The following is a 14,890-nucleotide window of genomic DNA, read 5'->3' as shown; positions in this document are numbered from 1 at the left end:
CGGTCAGTGCTCGCTGTCGAGGTGGGCCATCTGCGCCGCCGGGTAACGCTCGCCGGCCGCGGCCCCGGCGGGTATCGCCGCCTCGACGGCGGCCAGATCGGCGGCGCTCAGCTCCACCCGAAGGGCGCCCAATGCCTCCTCCAGCCGGTCCCGGCGCCGGGCACCCACCAGCGGGACGATGTCGACCCGGTGCTTGGGGCCCTGGGCGAGCACCCACGCGATGGCGATCTGCGCGACGCTCACTCCCTTCTCCCGCGCCACCTTGCGCAGGGCCTCCACCAGATCGAGGTTCCGGTCGAGGTTCTCGCCCTGGAAGCGGGGGCTCATCCCGCGGAAGTCGCCGGGGGCCAGCCGGCGATCCCGGCTGAAGTGACCGCTGATCAGGCCCCGGGACAGCACCCCGTACGCCGTGATGCCTATGCCGAGCTCACGCGCGGTCGGGAGGATCTCCGCCTCGATCCCGCGCGAGATCAGCGAGTACTCGATCTGGAGGTCGGCGATCGGGGCCACCGCGGCGGCCCGACGCAGGGTGTCCGCACCGACCTCCGAGAGCCCGATGTGCCGCACGTGCCCGGCTTCGACCGCCTCGGCGAGCGCGCCGACCGTTTCCTCGATCGGCACGTTCGGGTCCAGGCGGGCGAGCCGGTAGATGTCGATGTGGTCGCGGCCCAGTCGTTGGAGCGAATAGGCCAGGAAGTTCTTCACGGCCTCCGGCCGACCGTCCACCCCGGTGAAGCCACCCTCCACCGTGCGCAGGGCGCCGAACTTCACGCTGGTCAACGCCCGCTCGCGCAGCGCGGCGGGCGCTGTGCGCAGGGCCTCGCCGATCAGCAGTTCGTTGTGGCCCATGCCGTAGAAGTCGCCCGTGTCGAGCAGCGTGTCCATGCCCTCGGGGGCGGCGTCCAGATAGGCGTGGATGGTCGCGATCGACTCGGCCCGGTCGGCCTCCCCGTACAGCGCGGACATGCCCATGCAGCCGAGCCCGAGCGGAAAGACGGCGGGGCCGGCGGCACCGAGGGTCGTCGTGACGGTTGTCCGGGTGTTCTCGTTCGTGGTCATGCAACGAGAATGGCATGACGAGTGACAGATTTCAATATCTGTCACTCGTCAGGACTGGAAAGCGCGCACCCCGGCAGCGGGGCGCGTGCCGGGGTGTCGTGCCTGGGATGTCGTGCCGGGGTGTCGTGGGCCGGGGCGGTCCGAGCGGGATGGCCTAGCCGAGGGCGTGGGCCGTTCGCCGCGCCGTGCGCAGCGCCCAGCCGCCGGTCGTGGCCACGCCCACCGCCAACACCAGCGCCCCGCACAACGTGATGATCCACCAGGCCGGCAGGGCCGCCGCGACGAATCCGCCCCCGCCGGAGAGTCCGGCCGCCAGCACCGCGCCGATCACCGCCACGCCCAGCGTCCCCCCGGTCTGCCGGCTGGTCGACGCCACCGCCGCCGCCACCCCGGCCTGGGCGCGCGGCATCCCGGACACCGCCGTGTTGGTGATCGGCGCGTTGACCATGCCGAACCCGATCCCGAAGAGCACGTATCCGGCGAACATCAACGGGTCCGACGCCTCCGCCGACAACACGGCGAAGAGCAGCCCGCTCGCCCCCATCGCGGTCCCCGCGACCACCAGGGGCAGCCGCGGTCCCACTGCGGCGACCAGCCGCCCCGACAGCGGCGCGCAGAAGAAGGCCGGCGCCGCCATCGGCAGCATGTACAACCCCGCCTCCAGGGCGTCCAGCCCGCGCACCTCCTGGAGGTAGAGGGTGTTCAGGAACAGGAACCCCGAGAGGGCGGCGAAGGCGCTCACCGCGATCACGGTCGCCCCGCTGAACGGGGCGCTGCGGAAGAACCTCGGGTCGATCAACGGCTCGTCCCGCCGCGGCTCGTAGGCGAGCAGCCCCACCAGGGCCGCCACCGCGAGCCCCGCGCACCCGAGGACCGTCGGGGAACCCCACCCGGCCGAGGGGGCCTCGATGATCCCGTACGTCACCGACCCCAGCAGGGCCACGACCAGCAGCTGGCCGACCGGGTCCGGCCGGCGGGGGTGCTCGGCCCGGGACTCGGGGATGTAGCGCAGGGTCAGGACGAGGGCGGCGAGCCCCACGGGCAGGTTGACCCAGAAGATGGACCGCCAGCCGACCGAGTCGACCAGTACGCCGCCGATCAGCGGGCCGGCGGCCATCGAGATGCCGACGACCCCGCCCCACAGGCCGATGGCGCGGGCGCGCTCCTTGGGCTCGGTGAACGTGTTGGTGATGATCGACATGGCCACCGGGTTGAGCATCGAGCCGCCCACGGCCTGGACCATCCGGAACACGATCAGCCACTCCAGGCTCGGCGCCAACGAGCACAGTACGGAACCGGCCGTGAAGACGATCAGTCCCGTGGCGAACACCTTGCGGCGCCCGATCCGGTCGCCGGTGGACCCCGCCAGCATCAGCAGCGACGCCAGGACCAGCGTGTACGCGTCGATCGTCCACTGCATGCCTGAGACCAAGGCGTGCAAGTCCTCCCTGATGGAGGGGAGCGCGACGTTCAGGACGGTGGTGTCCAGGCTGACTATCAGCAGGCTCATGCAGCAGATGGCCAGCACGAGGCCGCGACGCCTGGGGCTCAGGGTGCGCATGGCTCCGATAGTACGCCTAACTAATGAAATACGGGACACGGCCCGGCTGGGCGACAATGGGGGGATGACCACGCTCCCCCCGCCCCTCGCGATCGGCCCGCACACCGTGCAGCCCCCGGTGGTGCTCGCACCCATGGCCGGTATCACCAACGCCCCGTTCCGCACCCTGTGCCGCGAGTTCAGCGGCGGCAAGGGGCTGTTCGTCAGCGAGATGATCACGACGCGCGCCCTGGTCGAGCGCAACGAGAAGACCATGCAGCTGATCCACTTCGACGAGACCGAGAAGCCCCGCTCGATCCAGCTGTACGGGGTCGACCCCGCGACGGTCGGCAAGGCGGTCCGCATGATCGTCGAGGAGGACCGCGCCGACCACATCGACCTCAACTTCGGCTGCCCGGTCCCCAAGGTCACCCGCAAGGGCGGCGGCTCGGCCCTCCCCTACAAGAGGAACCTGCTGCGGGCGATCCTGCGCGAGGCCGTCGCCGGCGCCGGCGACCTGCCCGTCACCATGAAGATGCGCAAGGGCATCAACGACGAGCACCTCACCTACCTCGACGCCGGCCGCATCGCGGTCGAGGAGGGCGTCACCGCCATCGCCCTGCACGGGCGCACCACGGCCCAGCACTACGGCGGCACCGCCGACTGGGACGCCATCGCGCGCCTGAAGGAGCACGTGCCGGAGATCCCGGTGCTCGGCAACGGCGACATCTGGTGCGCCGAGGACGCGCTGCGCATGGTCCGAGAGACCGGCTGCGACGGAGTGGTCGTCGGGCGCGGTTGCCTGGGGCGGCCGTGGCTGTTCAACGACCTGGTCGCGGCCTTCGAGGGGCGCCCCGAGGACTTCCACAAGCCCACCCTGCGCGAGGTCGCGGCCACCATGCACCGCCATGCCCAGCTGCTGGGCGAGTGGATCGGCGACGAGGCGCGCGGGGTGATCGACTTCCGTAAGCACGTGGCCTGGTACCTCAAGGGCTTCGCCGTGGGGTCCGAGATGCGCCAGAAGCTGGCGGTGACCTCTTCCCTGGCCGAACTGGACGCTCATCTGAGCGAGCTCGATCTGGATCAGGCCTGGCCCGAGAGTGCCGATGGTCCCCGGGGCCGGACGTCCGGAAACAACCGAGTTGTCCTGCCCGAGGGCTGGTTGAAAGATCCGTACGACTGCGCCGGTGTGACCGAAGACGCCGAGCTGGACACTTCCGGAGGCTGACGACGGCCGACAAATCGCCCTCGGTGTAGCGTGATATACGCCACGCATGGGAGAGGTTTCGCTCAGATGAGCGCTCAAGTCACGGGTATGACTTCCAAAGGGTGGCACTGGGTGCCACCCTTTGTGTGTTCAAGTGTTGAACGCAAATGTATCGATGATCGCTCATCCGAGCGGCAGATGGCCTCAGGGGCCACTTCCCCCTTCGGGATGTGAACGCTGCGGGCCGGTCGGCATTACTTATCGGTTACTTTCGATTGGCTGGCACACGGGTGGTTACAGCCGTATGACGCCTAAGTGGACATACCCAGACGCCTTCGATCTGGGTATGTTCCTGGCCGTCAGGGCAGCCACCCGAGTCCTCGAGGAGTCGAGACCCGTGTCGGAAAACAAAGATCAGAAGTTCGTCTACGACTTCACCGAGGGAAACCGCGACCTCAAGGACCTTCTCGGCGGCAAGGGAGCCAACCTCGCCGAGATGACCAACCTTGGTCTCCCGGTGCCTCCCGGCTTCACCATCACCACCGAGGCCTGCAAGGTCTACCTCGAAAGCGGTGAGGCCCCGTCCGCGCTGCGCGACGAGGTCAGCGCCCACCTGGCGGCCCTCGAGGCGAAGATGGGCAAGAAGCTCGGCCAGTCGGACGACCCGCTGCTGGTCTCCGTTCGTTCCGGCGCCAAGTTCTCGATGCCCGGCATGATGGACACCGTCCTCAACATCGGCCTCTCCGACGAGTCCGTGGTCGGCCTCGCCACCCAGGCCGGCGACGAGCGCTTCGCGTGGGACTCCTACCGCCGCCTCATCCAGATGTTCGGCAAGACCGTGCTGGGCGTGGAGGGCGAGCTCTTCGAGGACGCGCTCGACGAGGCCAAGGCCGCCAAGAAGGTCACCGTCGACACCGACCTCGACGCCGCCGACCTCAAGAAGCTCGTCAAGGTCTTCAAGAAGATCGTGGCGAAGGAGGCCGGCCGCGAGTTCCCGCAGGACGCCCGCGAGCAGATGGACCTCGCCGTCGAGGCGGTGTTCAACTCCTGGAACACCGACCGCGCCAAGCTCTACCGCCGCCAGGAGCGCATCCCCGGCGACCTGGGCACCGCCGTCAACATCTGCTCCATGGTCTTCGGCAACCTCGGCCCGGACTCCGGCACCGGCGTCGCCTTCACCCGCGACCCCGCCACCGGCCACCAGGGCGTCTACGGCGACTACCTGCAGAACGCGCAGGGCGAGGACGTCGTGGCCGGCATCCGCAACACCGTCCCGCTGGCGGATCTGGAGGGCATCGACAAGGCCTCCTACGACCAGCTCATGACGATCATGGAGACGCTGGAGACCCACTACAAGGATCTCTGCGACATCGAGTTCACCATCGAGCGCGGCCAGCTGTGGATGCTCCAGACCCGCGTCGGCAAGCGCACCGCGGGCGCGGCCTTCCGCATCGCGACGCAGCTCGTGGACCAGGGCCTGATCGACGAGGCCGAGGCCCTCCAGCGCGTCAACGGCGCCCAGCTCGCGCAGCTGATGTTCCCCCGCTTCGACGAGGACGCCAAGACCACGCTGCTCGGTCGCGGCATCGCCGCCTCCCCGGGCGCGGCGGTCGGCAAGGCCGTCTTCGACTCGTACACGGCCGTCAAGTGGTCCCGCTCCGGCGAGAAGGTCATCCTGATCCGCCGTGAGACCAACCCGGACGACCTGGACGGCATGATCGCCGCCGAGGGCATCCTGACCTCGCGCGGCGGCAAGACCTCCCACGCCGCCGTCGTCGCCCGCGGCATGGGCAAGACCTGCGTCTGCGGCGCCGAGGACCTCGAAGTCGACACCAAGCGCCGCCGCATGACGGTCGGCGGGACGGTCATCGAAGAGGGCGACGTCGTCTCCATCGACGGCTCCACCGGCAAGGTCTACCTCGGCGAGGTACCCGTCGTACCGTCCCCCGTGGTCGAGTACTTCGAGGGCCGCATGCACGCCGGCGCCGACGACGCCGACGAGCTGGTCGCCGCCGTGCACCGGATCATGGCCTACGCGGACCGCGTCCGCCGGCTGCGGGTGCGCGCCAACGCCGACAACGCCGAGGACGCCTCGCGCGCCCGCCGTTTCGGCGCCCAGGGCATCGGACTGTGCCGCACCGAGCACATGTTCCTCGGTGAGCGCCGCGAGATGGTCGAGCGCCTGATCCTCGCCGACACCGACGACGAGCGCGAAGGGGCACTCAGTGCCCTGCTCCCGTTGCAGAAGAAGGACTTCGTCGAGCTGTTCGAGGCGATGGACGGGCTGCCCGTCACCGTCCGTCTCCTGGACCCGCCGCTGCACGAGTTCCTGCCCGACATCACCGAGCTGTCGGTGCGCGTCGCCCTCGCCGAGTCCCGCAAGGACGCCAACGAGAACGACCTGCGCCTGCTCCAGGCCGTGCACAAGCTGCACGAGCAGAACCCGATGCTGGGTCTGCGCGGTGTCCGCCTCGGTCTGGTCATCCCCGGCCTGTTCGCCATGCAGGTCCGGGCGATCGCCGAGGCCGCGGCCGAGCGCAAGAACGCCAAGGGCGACCCGCGCGCCGAGATCATGATCCCGCTCGTCGGCACCGTCCAGGAGCTGGAGATCGTCCGCGAGGAGGCCGACCAGGTCATCGCCGAGATCGAGGCCGCCACCGGCACCAGCCTCAAGCTGAGCATCGGCACGATGATCGAGCTGCCGCGCGCCGCGCTGACCGCCGGTCAGATCGCCGAGGCGGCGCAGTTCTTCTCCTTCGGCACGAACGACCTGACCCAGACGGTGTGGGGCTTCTCCCGCGACGACGTCGAGGCCAGCTTCTTCACCGCCTACCTGGAGAAGGGCATCTTCGGGGTCTCGCCCTTCGAGACCATCGACAAGGACGGCGTCGGCTCGCTGGTCCGCAGCGCGGTCGAGGCCGGCCGGGCGACCCGCCCCGACCTCAAGCTCGGCGTCTGCGGCGAGCACGGCGGCGACCCCGAGTCGGTGCACTTCTTCCACGAGGTCGGCCTCGACTACGTCTCCTGCTCGCCGTTCCGGATTCCGGTGGCGCGCCTGGAGGCCGGCCGCGCGGCCGCCGAGTCGAAGGGCTCCGACAGCCGCTGAGCCCCCCCGTGCCGGGTTCCGGCGCGGCTCGGCCGGGCACGAACCCGGCCGGGCGGCACCGGTTCCTGAGGCTGCGCCTGCTTCCGGTTTCCCTGACCCCCGGAAGCGGGCGCAGCCTGCTTTGCGTTCAAGGACCGTATTCAACCAAGTCGCCTTTACGGCACCAGGCGGTGGACGGATCCCCACCCGTCCACCGCCTGCCGCCTATCGCCGGGCACGTCGGCGCTTCCCTGTGCGACCGACCGCCAGGCCCCGCAAAGCCCCCCACGGCCTTCACGGAGCGTTTCGGTCGCACCGGAGTGTGCCCGGCGGAGTACAGGATTTCGGTTGTCACGCTCCTGCCGAAAGGGGTTTCAACTGTGGCTGAAAGGGCGTGGTGACCACGTGTGACGGCGTGCATACTCAAGAGGCGGGGGGATTGCGGTTGCACAGGTGGGGGTTCGGTGCTTCGTATCCATTTCACGGGAGTGGACCTCGCACGCGTACGGATGGCGGGACGTCCCGATGCGTTGTGGGAAACGATTCTCAGCTTTCACCGTTTAAGGGATCGGCGAGATGCCCGGTTGTTCGGTGAATGGCGCACGGAAACCCGTACCCGGTTGAATAGTGAAACAAGGCTCCTCGGCGCGCTGATACCGGGACGCGGCTATTTCCCCGATTTCCTGACCCCGGTCGAGGGGCAGTACGGGTGGGACGTCGGCCTCGACGCGCTGCGCGGCATACGCCCCGAGCGGGTACGGCGCGAGCTGTCGCTGCTGGGGGCGGGAGCGCGCGTCGGCGCGGCGTTCGGCATGCCCGCGGGCGCGGGCGGCGGGGGCGACACCCTCGTCCCGCGCCGGCTGCGCGAGTTCATGGACGACGCGGCCAAGCACATGCCGAGGGTGCTCGCGGAGCTACGCGCGTATCACCGGGTGGCCGTGGAGCCCTACTGGACGCACATCCAGGCCCAGATCGAGGCCGAGCGGGCCGCCCGCGGCCGAGCGCTGCTGGACGGCGGCGCGGACGAGCTGCTCGCCTCGCTGCCGCCGATGCTGCGGTGGCGGGCGCCGGTCCTGGAGTGCGACTACCCGGTGGACCGGGACGTGCGCCTGCGGGGACGCGGACTGCTGCTCCAGCCGTCCTTCTTCTGCCGCCGCACCGCCGTCACCCTGCACGACCCGGAGTTGCCACCGGTCCTGGTGTACCCGGCGGCGGCGCAGCTCGCCTCGGCCCCGGCCCAGGGGGAGGCGGCCCGCCCGGCGGAGGAGCAGCGCCAGCGGACCTTGGGCAAGCTCGTCGGGCACACCCGCTCGGTGGTGCTGCGGGCCATCGGCGACGGAGCCACCACCAGCGAACTCGCCCGCCGGGCCGGGGTGTCGCTGGCGTCCGCGAGCCAGCACGCCTGCGTGATGCGGGAGGCGGGCCTGGTCACCACCCTGCGCCGGGGCAACGCCGTCCTGCACACCGTGACCCCGCTGGGCGCGGCGTTGTTGAAGGGCGGCGCGGTGGCGTCCTGAGCGCGGTGGCGTCCCGACGGCGCGCGCCGCCGCGCAGGGTCGTGCGGTGCGGCGAGGAGGAGGACCGGGAGGAGGGGCGGAAAAACTTCTCCGCGCGGCGATGAGTTTCGCGGGGCGGCCCGGTCTATCCCCTCGTACGCACCACCACGAGAGAAGAGGAACCGGGATGTCCGCCACCATGATCTTCGTCAACCTGCCCGTCAAGGACCTGGAGGCGAGCAAGGCCTTCTGGGGCAAGCTCGGCTACTCCTGCAACGCGCAGTTCAGCGACGAGAACGGCGCCTGCCTGGTCATCAGCGACACCATCTACGCGATGCTGCTGACCGAGGCCCGCTTCAAGGACTTCACCCACAAGGCCATCGCGGACACCTCCACCACCACCGAGGCACTGCTGTGTCTGAGCGCCGAGAGCCGCGACGCGGTGGACGCACTCGTCGACGCGGCTGTCGGCGCGGGCGGCGCCGAGCCCCGCCCCGCACAGGACCACGGGTTCATGTACGGGCGCGCGTTCGAGGACCTGGACGGCCACACCTGGGAGATCATGTGGATGGACCCGGCGGCCGTCCAGGGCCGGTAGTCCGGCCGCCGTCGCAGCCTCAGGCGGGCGAGGTCACGGCGGTCCGCACCGGGTAGGTCCGGACCGCCACCGCGTCGTCGTCCAGGCAGCGCCCCGACTCCAGGTCGAACCGCTGCTTGAGCAGCGGAGAGGCCACGAAGGGACGTCCGGTCACCGCGCCCACCAGCCCCCGGGCGAGCACCTGCGCGCCGGTGAAGGGGTCCCGGTTGCCGATGGCGTACGCGCGACCCGCGCGGTCCACGAACACCGCGGCCTGGCTCCCGTCGGGCAGCAGGGCCGCGACCCCGCGCCCCGGGGTCAGGTGCGACAGGTCGCACACCGTCAGCCAGCCGCCGTCCACTTCCAACTCGATGGTCACCGGTTTCCTCCCACGGGCTCAAGGGTCAAGACGGTCAGGTCGGGCTTGACCTGGTCGCGTTCCGCCACGAACCGCACGCTCGGGTCCGGGGCGCCGGGCGCGTTGACGAAGGACACGAACCGGCGCAGCCGCTCGGGGTCCCGGAGGGTCTCGGCCCACTCGTCGCGGTAGTGCGCGACGTGGTCGGCCATCAGCGACTCCAACTCCGCGCACAGCCCGAGCGAGTCGTGCACGATCACGTCCCGCAGGTGGGGCAGGCCGCCCTCCAGGCGCTCCAACCAGGTCGAGGTCCGCTCCAGCCGGTCGGCGGTGCGGATGTAGAACATCAGGAACCGGTCGATCAGCCGGACCAGTTCCGCGTCCGACAGGTCCTGGGCGAGCAGGTCCGCGTGGCGCGGGGTGGCTCCGCCGTTGCCGCCGACGTAGAGGTTCCAGCCGTTCGCCGTCGCGATGACCCCGAAGTCCTTGCTCTGCGCCTCCGCGCACTCGCGGGTGCAGCCGGACACCGCCGACTTCAGCTTGTGCGGTGAGCGCAGGCCCCGGTAGCGCAGCTCCAGGTCGATGGCCATGCGCACGCTGTCCTGCACCCCGTAGCGGCACCACGTCTGGCCCACGCAGGACTTCACCGTGCGCAGCGCCTTCCCGTAGGCGTGTCCGGACTCGAAGCCGGCGTCCACCAGCCGCGCCCAGATGCGCGGGAGCTGGTCGACCGCGGCCCCGAAGAGGTCGATCCGCTGACCACCGGTGATCTTCGTGTACAGGCCGAAGTCGCGGGCCACCTCGCCGATCACGATGAGTTTCTCGGGGGTGATCTCACCGCCCGGGATGCGGGGAACGACCGAGTAGGAGCCGTTGCGCTGCATGTTCGCCAGGAAGTGGTCGTTGGTGTCCTGGAGGGCGGCCTGCTCCCCGTCCAGCACGTAGCCGCTCGCGCCCAGCGTCGCGGCCAGCGAGGCGATGATCGAGGCGACGGCCGGCTTGCAGACCTCGCAGCCCTCGCCGCCCTTGGCGCCGTCGCGGCCGTGGCCGTCGAGGATCTCCCGGTAGGAGGTCAGGCGGCGGGTGCGGACGATCTCGTACAGCTCTGCGCGGGTGTACGGGAAGCAGCCGCACAACCCCTTGTCGGCGGCCGCGGGCAGCAGTTGCCCGATCACCTTGAGGCAGCCGCCGCAACCGGTGCCCGCCTTGGTGCACTTCTTGACCTCGGGGAGCGAGGAGCAGGCGGTGATCTCTTTCTTGGTCACGTTGTGGCAGGAGCAGATCACCGCCGTGTCGGGCAGCGCGGAGGGCCCGAGCTGCGCGGCCGGGCCGATGCCCGCGGGCAGCACCAGCTGTTCGGGGGCGACCGGCGGAACGCTGCCGGTGAGGGGGCGCAGCAAACCGTAGGAGTCGGCGTCGCCGACGAGCACCCCGCCGAGCAGCACGCCGTCGGGGGAGACGACCAGCTTCTTGTACACGCCCGAGCGGGAGTCGGAGTAGACGACGTCCAGGCAGTCGGGGGTCGTTCCGTGGGCGTCGCCGAAGGAGGCCACGTCCACGCCGAGCAGCTTGAGCTTGGTGGACAGGTCGGCCCCGGTGAACTCCCGGTCGCGGCCGAGCAGGTCGTCGGCGGCCGTCTCGGCCATCTCGTAGCCGGGGGCGACCAGGCCGTAGACCCGGCCGTCGGCGGCCAGCGCGCATTCGCCGATGGCGTAGACCCGGGGGTCTGAGGTGCGGCACCGGGCGTCGACGCGGATCCCGCCGCGCTCGCCGACCGTCAGACCGCACTCGCGGGCCAGCTGGTCGCGGGGGCGGACGCCGGCGGAGAAGACGACCAGGTCGGTGGGGACGGTCGAGCCGTCGGACAGGCGCATGCCGCTCACCGAGCCGTCCTCGCCGGTGAGGACCTCCTGCGTCCCGACGCCCGTGTGGACGGTCAGACCCATGGACTCGATGGTCCGCAGCAGCGCGGCGCCGCCGCCGTCGTCGACCTGCACGGGCATCAGGCGCGGCGCGAACTCCACGACGCGGGTGGCCAGCCCCAGCCCCTGCAGCGCGCCGGCCGCCTCCAGGCCGAGGAGACCGCCGCCGACGACGGCGCCGTCGGTGCGACCCTTCCCGTACGCCTCGATCGCGAGGAGGTCCTCGATGGTGCGGTACACGAAGCAGCCGGGGGCGTCCTTGCCGGGCACGGGCGGCACGAAGGGGTAGCTGCCGGTCGCCAGGACGAGGACGTCGTACGGGAACACCCGCCCGGAGCGGGACGTGACGGTGCGGGCGTCACGGTCGATGGTCTCGGCGGGGTCGCCGAGGCGCAGGTCGATCCCGTGCCGCGCCATGAAGTCGTCCGGGGTCAGCGACAGGTCCTCGGGGGTGCTGCCGGAGAAGTAGGAGGTCAGGTGGACCCGGTCGTAGGCCGGGCGGGGCTCCTCGCACAGGACGGTGACGCGGTGCGAGCCGGTGATCCCGCGCTCGGCGAGGGCCTCCAGGTAGCGCTGGCCGACCATGCCGTGGCCGACGAGCACGAGGGCGGGGCCGGCGGTCGGGGCGTCCGCCGGGGCGGAGTCGGTACCGGCTGCGGGGGTGGGCGTGGGCGGGACTGCGGCCATGATCAGGAGCCTCCGTCGTCGGTGAGCAGGTGCGAGAAGTCGGTCAGGGCTTCCCCGTCCTCCCAGGAGCGGGCCAGGGCCGCCACGGTGGACAGTTCGCCGAGGAGGACCCCGCCGACCAGGCGGTCGCCGCGCACGACGACCTTCCGGTAGGTCCGGCGGGTGGCGTCGGCGAGGCGGATGACGTCGTCCCCGGGCAGCGGGGTCGCCTGCCCGAAGGCGGCGAGGTCCAGGGGGCCGTCGTCGCCGGAGGTGAGGGTGAGCCGGGTCAGGGCGCGGGTGCCGGTGTAGGGGGAGGTGCCGGCGGGGTCGCCGGTGCCGGTGAGGAAGGCCGCCACGGCGTCGGCCTGCTCCAGCGCGGCTCCGGCCAGCCCGTACACCCGACCGTCGTGCTCGGCGCAGTCGCCGATGGCGTGGATACGGGGGTCGGAGGTGCGCAGCCGGTCGTCCACGACGACGCCCTTGCGCACGTCGAGCCCGGCGGCTTGGGCCAGCCCGATGCGCGGGCGCACACCGCAGGCGAGCACCACCAGGTCGGCGTCGAGCCGGTACCCGTCGGCGAGTTCGACGCCGGTGACCAAAGTCCCGCCCCCCTGGGCGGGCGCGGCCTTGGTCAGGCCGCGCACCCGGCACTCGGTGTGGATCTCGACGCCCAGAGCCGTCAGGTGGGTGTGCAGGAGGGCCGACGCGTCCGCGTCCAATTGGCGTTCCATCAGCCGCTCGGCCTGCTGCGCGAGCACCACCTGGGCGCCGCGGGCGGCGAGGGCGCGGGCCGCCGAGACCCCGAGGAGACCGCCGCCGATCACCACGGCGCGCACGCCGGGACGTACGGCAGCCGAGAGGGCCAGGCAGTCGTCCATGGTGCGGAACGCGTGGACCCCCTCGGGGAGTTCCCGCCCGTCCGGCTCGAACAGGCCGCGCAACGGGGGCAGGACCGGGTTCGAGCCGGTGGCCAGGACGAGGGTGTCGTACCCGAGCACCGTCCCGTCGTCGCAGCGCACCGTCCGGTCGGCGCGGTCGACGCGGACCGCGCGCACGCCTCGGCGCAGCGCCGGGCCCGGGTCCGGGAGCGCGGTCACCTCGGGGTCGTAGCGGCCGGCCAGGATCTCGGCCAGCAGCACCCGGTTGTAGGGGGCGTGCGGTTCCTCGCCGAGGACCGTGACCGCCGCCGCGCCACCGGTGGCCAGCCGCGCGGCGCACCGCAGGCCCGCCAGGCCGCCGCCGATCACCACCACACGCCGATTCGAGGTCATGGCACGAGCCTGCGGGCCCGCTGTTTCCCCGTCGCATCGCCGTTGTTACCCGGACGGAACGCGCGCCTCAGCACCCGGTCCGGCGGCCCGTGAGGCCCTCGGACCCCGCCCGAACCTCAACCTTCGCGCAAATTTCCGGCGTCCGGGACCCCGGCCGCCGCACGCTCCGTAGGGTCGTGGCCGTGCCTGACATTTCAACCGTGATGATCATCGTGCTGTGCCTGGCAGCCGCGGCGGCCGGCTGGATCGACGCCGTGGTCGGGGGCGGCGGCCTGCTGCTCCTGCCCGCCCTGCTGCTCGGTCTCCCGCACACGCCCCCCGCCGCCGTCCTCGGCACCAACAAGGCGGTGGCCATCGTGGGCACCACCGGAGCGGCCGTGACCTACGCCCGCAAGGCGCCGGTGAACGTGAAGCTCGCCGTCCGCATCGGCCTGGCCGCGCTCGCCGGGTCGATGGGCGGCGCCGCGCTGGCCGGGGGGATCAGCAAGGACGCGCTGCGCCCGCTGATCATGGGGGTGCTGGTGGTCGTCGCCGCGGTGGTGATCTTCAAACCCGGTTTCGGGGCGGCCCCCTCCGCCGCGCCCGTCAGTCGCCGCCGCGTCCTGCTCGCCATCGGCCTGGCCGGACTCGGCATCGGCTTCTACGACGGCCTCATCGGCCCCGGCACCGGCACCTTCCTCGTGCTCGCCCTCACCGCGCTGCTCCACCTCGACCTGGTGACCGCCTCCGCCACCGCCAAGATCGTCAACTGCTGCACCAACGCCGGGGCGCTCGCGATGTTCGCCTACCAGGGGATGGTGCTGTGGCAACTGGCCGCGCTGATGGCGGCCTTCAACCTGGCCGGGAGCATGATCGGGGCCAGGATGGCGCTGACCAAGGGCAGCGCGTTCGTCCGGACGGTCCTGCTGACGGTCGTCGGGGCCCTGGTGGTGAAGCTCGGCATCGAGCAGTGGGGCTGAGCCGCTCCCGCAGTCCGGGAGGGCGTCCCGGCTTCCGGGAGGGTTCAGTACGTCCCCGTCAGGTGGGCGAAGACGACCACGTTGCCCTCGTAGCCGGTCCGGGGTGAGAAGCCGCCCCCGCAGGTGATCACCCGCAGCTCCGCGCGCGGTGAGGGCCCGTACACCCGGGAGTCGGGGAAGGCCTTGGCGTCGTACACCTCGACGGCGTGGACGGTGAACACGGCCGTCCGTCCGTCCGCGCGCACCACCTCGATCGAGGCGCCGCGGCGCAGGGCGCCCAGGTGGTAGAAGACGGCCGGGCCGGTGGCGTGGTCGACGTGTCCCGCGATGAGCGCGGTGCCGGTGGCGCCCGGGGTGGTGCCGTCGCGGTACCAGCCCGCGAGGTCGCGCCGGGCCGGCGGCGGGACTTCGAGACTGCCGTCGGGCTGGAGCCCCAGCCCGGTGAGCGGGGCGTCCACGCGGATCGACGGGATGCGCAGACGGGTGGGCGGGGAGCCGGGCAGCGGTGCGATGCTGCCGGCGTACGGGGCCTGGCCGCCGAGCGCGCTCAACGCCTCCGCGGGGGACGGCAGCGGCGGCCCGACGGTCTCCGAGGAGCCGCTGCCGACGAGCCAGATCCCCACGCAGGCGGCGAGGGCCAGGAGCCCGCCGCGGCCGGCGACGCCGGAGGTGCCCACCATGCCTGCCCCCTCGTGCTCGCTTCCCGTGCGTATGACTGGCCGTCGCCCGGCCCCGCGAACGGGGGGA

11 protein-coding genes are annotated in these 14,890 nt (G+C 71.6%); 5 read left to right on the top strand and 6 right to left on the bottom strand.

Annotated features, from left to right (window positions below; genetic code table 11):
* Positions 1–3 precede the first annotated feature (3 nt).
* Together E6R62_RS24235 and E6R62_RS24230 are read right to left on the bottom strand one after the other, a co-directional pair.
* A complete protein-coding gene (locus tag E6R62_RS24235) occupies positions 4–1,059 on the bottom strand; it encodes an aldo/keto reductase (RefSeq protein WP_136215638.1) in 1,056 nt (351 codons plus the stop codon).
* 154 nt (positions 1,060–1,213) lie between these two features.
* Complete coding sequence (locus tag E6R62_RS24230) at positions 1,214–2,620, bottom strand: MFS transporter (protein WP_136215637.1); 1,407 nt, start codon at positions 2,618–2,620, stop codon at positions 1,214–1,216.
* A 64-nt stretch (positions 2,621–2,684) separates the two neighbouring features.
* Here E6R62_RS24230 and dusB point away from each other — a divergent pair, with 64 nt between their 5' ends.
* From dusB to E6R62_RS24210, 4 genes are all read left to right on the top strand, one after another.
* Positions 2,685–3,827 carry a tRNA dihydrouridine synthase DusB gene (gene dusB, locus E6R62_RS24225; protein ID WP_136215636.1) on the top strand — a complete coding sequence of 381 codons (1,143 nt, stop codon included), beginning with the start codon at positions 2,685–2,687 and terminating at the stop codon, positions 3,825–3,827.
* A 376-nt stretch (positions 3,828–4,203) separates the two neighbouring features.
* Entirely contained in the window at positions 4,204–6,912 is a 2,709-nt protein-coding gene (gene ppdK / locus E6R62_RS24220) for a pyruvate, phosphate dikinase (RefSeq protein WP_136215635.1), read from the top strand.
* A gap of 443 nt (positions 6,913–7,355) precedes the next feature.
* A complete protein-coding gene (locus tag E6R62_RS24215; protein ID WP_136215634.1) occupies positions 7,356–8,408 on the top strand; it encodes a helix-turn-helix transcriptional regulator in 1,053 nt (350 codons plus the stop codon).
* A gap of 166 nt (positions 8,409–8,574) precedes the next feature.
* Positions 8,575–8,985 carry a VOC family protein gene (locus E6R62_RS24210; protein ID WP_136215633.1) on the top strand — a complete coding sequence of 137 codons (411 nt, stop codon included), beginning with the start codon at positions 8,575–8,577 and terminating at the stop codon, positions 8,983–8,985.
* A gap of 19 nt (positions 8,986–9,004) precedes the next feature.
* Here E6R62_RS24210 and nirD read toward each other — a convergent pair whose 3' ends face one another.
* The 3 genes from nirD to E6R62_RS24195 all read right to left on the bottom strand — a co-directional run bounded on the left by nirD (position 9,005) and on the right by E6R62_RS24195 (position 13,184).
* Entirely contained in the window at positions 9,005–9,343 is a 339-nt protein-coding gene (nirD, locus tag E6R62_RS24205; RefSeq protein WP_136215632.1) for a nitrite reductase small subunit NirD, read from the bottom strand.
* Positions 9,340–11,829 (bottom strand): nitrite reductase large subunit NirB, encoded by a 2,490-nt coding sequence (gene nirB, locus E6R62_RS24200; protein ID WP_240801861.1) that lies wholly within the window; start codon positions 11,827–11,829, stop codon positions 9,340–9,342. Before nirB ends, nirD begins: the two co-directional genes overlap by 4 nt.
* 104 nt (positions 11,830–11,933) lie before the next feature.
* A complete protein-coding gene (locus tag E6R62_RS24195; protein WP_136215630.1) occupies positions 11,934–13,184 on the bottom strand; it encodes an NAD(P)/FAD-dependent oxidoreductase in 1,251 nt (416 codons plus the stop codon).
* 182 nt (positions 13,185–13,366) lie between these two features.
* Here E6R62_RS24195 and E6R62_RS24190 point away from each other — a divergent pair, with 182 nt between their 5' ends.
* Positions 13,367–14,143: a TSUP family transporter gene (locus tag E6R62_RS24190; RefSeq protein WP_136215629.1), complete on the top strand. Its 777-nt coding sequence runs from the start codon at positions 13,367–13,369 to the stop codon at positions 14,141–14,143.
* A gap of 44 nt (positions 14,144–14,187) precedes the next feature.
* On the opposite strand, the gene E6R62_RS24185 is transcribed toward E6R62_RS24190, so the two are convergent.
* Positions 14,188–14,823, bottom strand: a complete 636-nt coding sequence (locus tag E6R62_RS24185) for a class F sortase (RefSeq protein ID WP_136215628.1) — start codon at positions 14,821–14,823, stop codon at positions 14,188–14,190.
* Positions 14,824–14,890 lie beyond the last annotated feature (67 nt).

Origin of the sequence: Streptomyces sp. A1136 (assembly GCF_004795055.1) — a bacterium.
In the GTDB taxonomy this organism is placed as follows: Bacteria; Actinomycetota; Actinomycetes; order Streptomycetales; family Streptomycetaceae; genus Streptomyces.
This window is presented reverse-complemented; position numbering and strand designations above follow the sequence as displayed.